The organism is Sulfitobacter sediminis (assembly GCF_040811725.1).
In the GTDB taxonomy this organism is placed as follows: domain Bacteria; phylum Pseudomonadota; class Alphaproteobacteria; order Rhodobacterales; family Rhodobacteraceae; genus Sulfitobacter; species Sulfitobacter sediminis.
The window spans coordinates 1-6,173 of the sequence record NZ_JBFNXX010000059.1; the positions used below are offsets into that span (position 1 = coordinate 1).

4 protein-coding genes are annotated in these 6,173 nt (G+C 56.3%); 2 read left to right on the forward strand and 2 right to left on the reverse strand.

All coding sequences use genetic code 11. From position 1 onward, the window contains the following. Positions 1–255: 255 nt before the first annotated feature. The gene (locus AB2B41_RS22815) at positions 256–1,968 is read left to right on the forward strand and encodes an adenylate/guanylate cyclase domain-containing protein (RefSeq protein ID WP_367880130.1); all 1,713 of its coding nucleotides are present in this window, start codon (positions 256–258) and stop codon (positions 1,966–1,968) included. Positions 1,969–2,272: 304 nt separating this feature from the next. Then, positions 2,273–2,731 (forward strand): hypothetical protein, encoded by a 459-nt coding sequence (locus AB2B41_RS22820; protein ID WP_367880131.1) that lies wholly within the window; start codon positions 2,273–2,275, stop codon positions 2,729–2,731. Between the two features lie 297 nt (positions 2,732–3,028). On the opposite strand, the gene AB2B41_RS22825 is transcribed toward AB2B41_RS22820, so the two are convergent. Further along, positions 3,029–4,750, reverse strand: a complete 1,722-nt coding sequence (locus AB2B41_RS22825; protein WP_367880132.1) for an adenylate/guanylate cyclase domain-containing protein — start codon at positions 4,748–4,750, stop codon at positions 3,029–3,031. A gap of 156 nt (positions 4,751–4,906) precedes the next feature. Next, positions 4,907–6,109, reverse strand: coding sequence for a tetratricopeptide repeat protein (locus tag AB2B41_RS22830; RefSeq protein WP_367880133.1), 1,203 nt, complete (start codon positions 6,107–6,109; stop codon positions 4,907–4,909). Positions 6,110–6,173 lie beyond the last annotated feature (64 nt).

A 6,173-nucleotide genomic window follows, 5' to 3' on the forward strand; every position in this document is an offset into this window, starting at 1 on the left:
GATCTCCCTTGCCTCAGGGCAAGTGAATCAGCCGATCACGCTTCGCTCAAGCAGAGTTTTTCAACAACATCTCCGCACACCGGCCGTTCACACAGATCTGTCAGATGACCGCACTTAACCCAAGGCCGACATCCTCACCTTTACTCTTAGGCATCTGAAGAACAGTCGATGGCGTCGATCGAAGCCCCACCAATCAGTGCATGGATCCATGGTCATCTTTGAGTCACACTGGCTCTGTCGACAGGGAGGGTGCCAATGGAGCGCAAATTCGCGGCTATCATGGCGATCGATGTCGTCGGCTATTCAGCGATGATGGCCGACGATGAGATCGGCACATTGCACGCCGTTAAAGCTCAGCGCAGAACCGTCGTTGAGCCGACGATCGCAGAGAACGGTGGTCGGATCTTCAAGCTTATCGGCGATGGTATGCTGGTCGAGTTTCCGAGCGCAGTCAGCGCCGTCAAATCAGCGCTATCGGTGCAAAATATTATCGTGGAGGCTCAAGATCCGATCCGGCTAAGAATCGGAATAAGTATGGGCGATGTCATTGTTGACAACGGCGATCTCTACGGCCACGGCGTCAACATCGCAGCGCGTCTGGAGGCCATCGCCGGTATCGGAGGGATCTGCGTTTCGGACGTGGTTCATCAGCAGATCCGCCTTCATGCCCTGGCCTGCTTTACCGAAACAGGCGATGTTCAGGTGAAGAACATCGACACACCGATGCGCGTTTGGCACTGGCCGGACACACCCCCCTCTGAAGACGCGCAAGATACCGTCCCCAAAGTGGAAAAGCCATCGATCGCGGTGCTTTCGTTCGAGAACCTGGCATCCAGCGCCGAGCAGGACATCCTCTGTGAAGGCATCGCCGAGGAGATCGTGACTGCGCTGTCGAAGATTGAACGGATTGCCGTCATGGATCCGGCGTCGACCCGAGTTTATCGGAACAAAGTTCCGGACGTCCGAGACATCGGCAGGGAACAGAACGTGAGATACGTGCTCAAGGGCAGTGTCCGCAAGCAGGGGGAACGGTTGCGCGTAATCGCCCAACTTGCTGATGCAAAATCGGGGCAGACGATTTTTTCAGAGCGGTACAGTCGGCAGATCGAGGACATTTTTGATATCCAAGACGAGATCACGCGAGAGATCGTGTCTTCTTTGCAGGTACACTTGACTGACGGCGAACAGGCGCGGCTCTGGGCAAGCGGGACCAGGGATCTCGAAGCTTGGGAGCGGTGTATTCGCGGAGCGGAACTCATCGATAACCATGTCAAAGAAGATACAGACAAGGGACGCTGGCTTCTTCAAGAGGCACTGGAAATTGATCCGTCCTACGCAGTTGCCTGGTGCAAGCTCGGTTGGGCGCATTGGTCAGATGCGAGACACAACTGGACGTCGGATCCCATGACATCGCTGGCTGAAGCGTTCCGCGCCGCAGAACAGGCAAGGGAGATCGACCCTTCGTTTGCGGAACCGTTTGCGCTGATGGCCATGAGCGCGATGCAGGGGGGCGACTTTGCCGCCGCCAGCGACTACATCGATGAGGCGCTGGAGAGGGCCTCTGGTCAGTCTTTCGTACTGGCGATTGCCTCGATGGTCCTGGCTCTGTGCGGACGTCCGATCGATGCGCTCGACACCATCCGCAAAGCCATGCAGCTGTGCCCGATTTATCCTGACTGGTATCGCATGAATCTTGGGCGCAATCACTTTCTCATCAGGGATTTCGACGCCGCTATTAAGGAACTGGGCGAACTCTGTTCATCGAGACCCGACTTCAGCCCGATCTTGCTATTGGCGGCCTATTGCGAGGCTGGACGGCGCGAAGACGCCATAGCGTGCCTTCGTAGAGCCCAAGCCGACGGTCAGTCACTGTCAATTGGAGGATGGGTGCGTAATCAGGCATTCAGCGATCCATCCATCGTTGATGGTGTCGTTGTGCATCTGAGAGACCTTGGCCTTCCTGACTGACCCCTCGCGGAAAATGGAGAAGTTTTTTGGAGACACACGAAAGTCCGCTTCGTCCGCGTAGCTGACGTGGAGCATAATTTTGCGAGTGTCTGCTGTACGGCGGAAGCTGCCGTTCGTGCTGGAAGCCGCGGTTCAACGGTTGCCAACGACCGCTTTCAAATGGACCGGACGTTCATCGCAAACCAGGCAATAACTGCAACGCGGGACCAAGTGGACGTTGCAGGTCCGACTATGAGTTCCGTTCCTGTCACGAATGGCATAGGCTCTGTCATGTTGGCTTTGCCCCACTGTCGAGGACAAGAATATGCTGCGTTCCATACTCATCTGCTCAGTTCTCTTGGCACCTCAGTGCCTGACCGCGGCAGAGAAAGTGTCAGTAACGAATTACTATGTCGTCAACCAAGAGCAGATTCCCGCTGGACAGGACGTTTTCTGGTCAGAGGACAACTATGGGACCTATTCCGTGAACGAGGGCCCAATCGACCGCGGCTTTGTCCGGTGTGTAGGCTCAGGCTTTGGTGGACCCAGCGGTATCAGCGGCGGCGGCGTCTGCGTGTATGGGGAAGACGAGGATACGTTCACCATGAGATGGGAGGTTGTTCGCTTCGGCTTCAACGAATGGCGGATCGTTGCCTCTACCGGGAAATATTCAGGGATGACTGGATCTGGAACGACCAAGACACGTGTCGCCTCAAAATTCCTGGCGCTGCCGCACCGAATTTCCGACTGGGAGGGCGAGGTTACCCTGCCTGGCGGGGAATGATGTCCGAACGTCGTCGGTTTGGGAAGACGCTGGCTTGAGAGGCTGGTAAAGCCTGCTCCGGGCTCTTCTGAGACATCTGAGCGTTTCAGTCAGATGTCCGCAAAGCCGCACTTAGAAACCATTCGAGACGACCGAACCGAGCGGCGAGGTCCGCTTTGGTACCTAAACGACCGCTCCTGCAGGCAGCTGCCGTTCGGCACTGATGCCTCCGACGTCTCAGATGCGGACAAAGCAGACAGTAGCTGATCGCTAGACTCAGTCGGCTGCTGGGATATTGGTGCGAATTCTAGTTGGGGATCAGACCATGGATTTCGCTATGCCTTCGACGAGAAGAGAGTTGTGCTCAGGCAGGCGATACAAGGCAAGACGCCCCGAAGAGATGCTCTCCAGAAAAGTCGGCGCGAAAGTAGCTAAAGCTTCGGCATGTGGACGCGCTTCATTCGGTCGGCCGAGATGGGCTGAAGCAGCGATCATTAGGGCCCTCCGAATAGGGGCGCGCGGCGTCATCTGAATGGCACGTTCGCCCCAGTGTCGGGCGTCAACGAAGTTGCTCTCGGCAAAATATGCCTGAGCGAGTGCAAGATAGGCGTTGCCTACCCATACATCCGCATCTCGCGGCGACAGGCGCAACGCAAGCTGTGCATGTTCCTTTGCTTCGTCGAGCCGCCCGACGAGCGATTCATGCCAAGCCATCAAAAGGATGTTCAGGGCGAAATTCGGATTGAGTTCGAAGGCGCGTCGAAAATCAGAGGTAGCCTCGTCGTATGCGCGCCGGAAATGGCGGATTATGCCACGGACCGTCAAAGCCCTCGGGTCGGACCTGTCACTCTGGAAAAGGCGCTCCGCCGCCGCTTCGGCAAGGTCAAGCATTTCGTCTGGATTGTCGTCGAGTTGATAGAGATAGCGGTTAGCGTAGGCATAGGCTTTGATCCAAATTGCGTGCGAGTTGCGCGGGTCGAGGTCGATCGCCTGTTGCGCCAATGCCAAGACATTTTCATAGCCACTTTCGTCTGAATATGCCCCTTCCTGAAAGAGCGCTTGGGCCTTGAGGGCCAAGTCATAGGAATTGAAGTCGATATCCTGCACTCGGCTTGCGCGTGCAAGTTCGGCCTGAGAAATTTGCGGTGCAATCGCGCCGACGACGCTGCGCGTGATCTCGTCCTGAAGTTGGAAGATGTCTTCAAGATTGCGGTCATAGCGCTCCGCCCAGATGTGGGTACCAGTCCCGCATTCTATCAACTGCGCGGTGATGCGAATACGTTTCGACGCTCGGCGCACACTGCCTTCAAGCATGTATCTTACGCCGAGTTCTCGGGCAACGTCCCGGTGCGTCACTGATCGCCCCTTGAAGGAGAACGAAGAGTTGCGGGCGATAACAAACAGGTCCTGGAACCGCGAGAGTTCGATGATAATGTCCTCGCTGACGCCGTCGCAGAAATACTCCTGCTCCGGATCACCGGACATGTTGTCGAACGGCAGTACAGCAATGCCGGGCTTGTCCACGGTCGACGCCGCTTGTTTCAGCGCCGAACCATCAGGCCAACGCCAGACACCTACGCGACGTGAAATATTTTTCAGCTGGGTGTCTCCACCGCCGAAGAACAAGGCAGCGGAGGTTCTGTCCAGGCTGTTATGTGCCGTATCCGATAGCAATATCTGCCCAGGCTCGGCCAATGCCTCGAGACGCGCAGCAATGTTGATTCCATCGCCGAAGATGTCATCGCCATCGGTAATGACTTCGCCTGTGTGAACGCCGATGCGGAGCTGGATGTCTGCCCGCTTTTCGTTCGACTGGATGGAAATCGCGCATTCGGCGGCATTTGTGGCTGACCGGAACTCGACGATCCAGCCGTCCCCCATGCTCTTGATCAGTCGCCCACCATGTTTCGCGAGCGCGGGCATCAAGGTCTCTTCTCGGAAAGTCTTGAGAGCTTTGAGTGTCTGGTCCCGATTATGGTCCATCAATGCTGAGTATCCGACAACATCCGCCGCCAGAACCGCAGCAAGCCTTTTTTCCATTGCTACCTCCCTGCTCACCAGAGGCTAGCCCGGACCTCGAGAACTGTCAGCCAAGTTTCCTAAGTCGTGCGATTGACGCAAGCGAAATACAGCGAAATCCATTCTTGCTTCGGACTCTCACTGATCGATCAGCTTGACCTTGCTCGAAGTGTGTTGCTAGGCCGCTGCAGCACGGCACAAACAACTCGCTCGGATGGGGATATCGGCACGGGCGATTGTCTGATCAAGCAAGAGTTTGACATGGGGTATCTCGACCTTTTCGCCGCGTCTCATCAGGCATTCATGCAGGCCGTGAAGCGCCCATACGTTGCGGGGGTGTTGGCTGGGACGCGGTAGTTTCCCGTCTAGACCAAGATCAGCTCGATAGACCGCTTCAGCTTCGCCATACTCACCGGTCTCCATCAACAGAGCTCCCAAAGCATGACGTGTCGGTTGCGGCCACGACCAAGGCTCTTCGTATTCGAGGTTGTCGTCTAGTTCGACGGCCCTGCGAAGATGATCTAGCCCCTCCTCGCGGCGGCCTGCCTTGAAGGATATCTCTCCCTTCATCATCTCCTCAGCCACCGCAAGCACATCACGTGCCTTGTTGTTAAAGAGCATCCGGCTGTCCGGCACTTTGGCATAGGCCGCAGTGAAATCAGTCATTGCCGAATTTGCCTCATCATGGCGGCCGAGATTGGCCAAGGCGACAGCCTTGGCATAGTAAATCAGCGCATTTGTTGTGACGTAAAGTTCCTTGTCCTCGGGCTGCTCCAATTCGAGGATCTCCGACCACATGCCGAAACGGATGTAGACATGAGGCGCGGCAGCTACGAAAGTTTCGAAGATGTCAGGATAGGAGCGGACCACTTCATCAGGGACCTCATCGCGTAGACGCACTACCGCATCTACGGCCGCAGCCTTTTGCCCGAGGAACATTGCACCGTAGAAGGCAAAGTGGAGATTGTGGATGCGGTAGAGGGCATAAAAGTTGGCTGGTCCGGCGTAGGCCTTGAATTTGTCGTCGACCGTTGCTGCCGCGAGGTTGCGATAGAGGACGTTTTGATACTCTCCACACAGAACGTCGATGTGCGTCCCCATGTGGACGAGGTGGCCCGCATCAGGCACCAGGTCTTTCAAACGGTCCCCATGGCGCAGAGCTCGTTCCGGATGGGGCGACATCTCCATCAAGTGTATGTACATGTGCAAAAGGCCTGGATGATCCCAGGCACCTGGCGCTTGATCAAAGGCCCGCTCAAGGACTGCCATTGCCTCGGGCGTCGACGCATCAGGGTTCGGCACACCTTTGTGAAAGTCCCAGAGCTGCCAAGGTGTCCTGTTCATCATTGCTTCTGCGTAGATGCAGGTGGAATGCCTCATCTGACTAGGTCCACCGTTATGTATAGGGAACGGAGGACAGAGAATGGCAAACAAGCGGCACAAG

Bases quoted from the DNA above. Each gene is read 5' to 3' on its own strand.
- AB2B41_RS22825 (WP_367880132.1), bottom strand. From the start codon at position 4,750: ATGGAAAAAAGGCTTGCTGCGGTTCTGGCGGCGGATGTTGTCGGATAC.
- AB2B41_RS22820 (WP_367880131.1), top strand. From the start codon at position 2,273: ATGCTGCGTTCCATACTCATCTGCTCAGTTCTCTTGGCACCTCAGTGC.
- AB2B41_RS22815 (WP_367880130.1), top strand. From the start codon at position 256: ATGGAGCGCAAATTCGCGGCTATCATGGCGATCGATGTCGTCGGCTAT.
- AB2B41_RS22830 (WP_367880133.1), bottom strand. From the start codon at position 6,109: ATGAGGCATTCCACCTGCATCTACGCAGAAGCAATGATGAACAGGACA.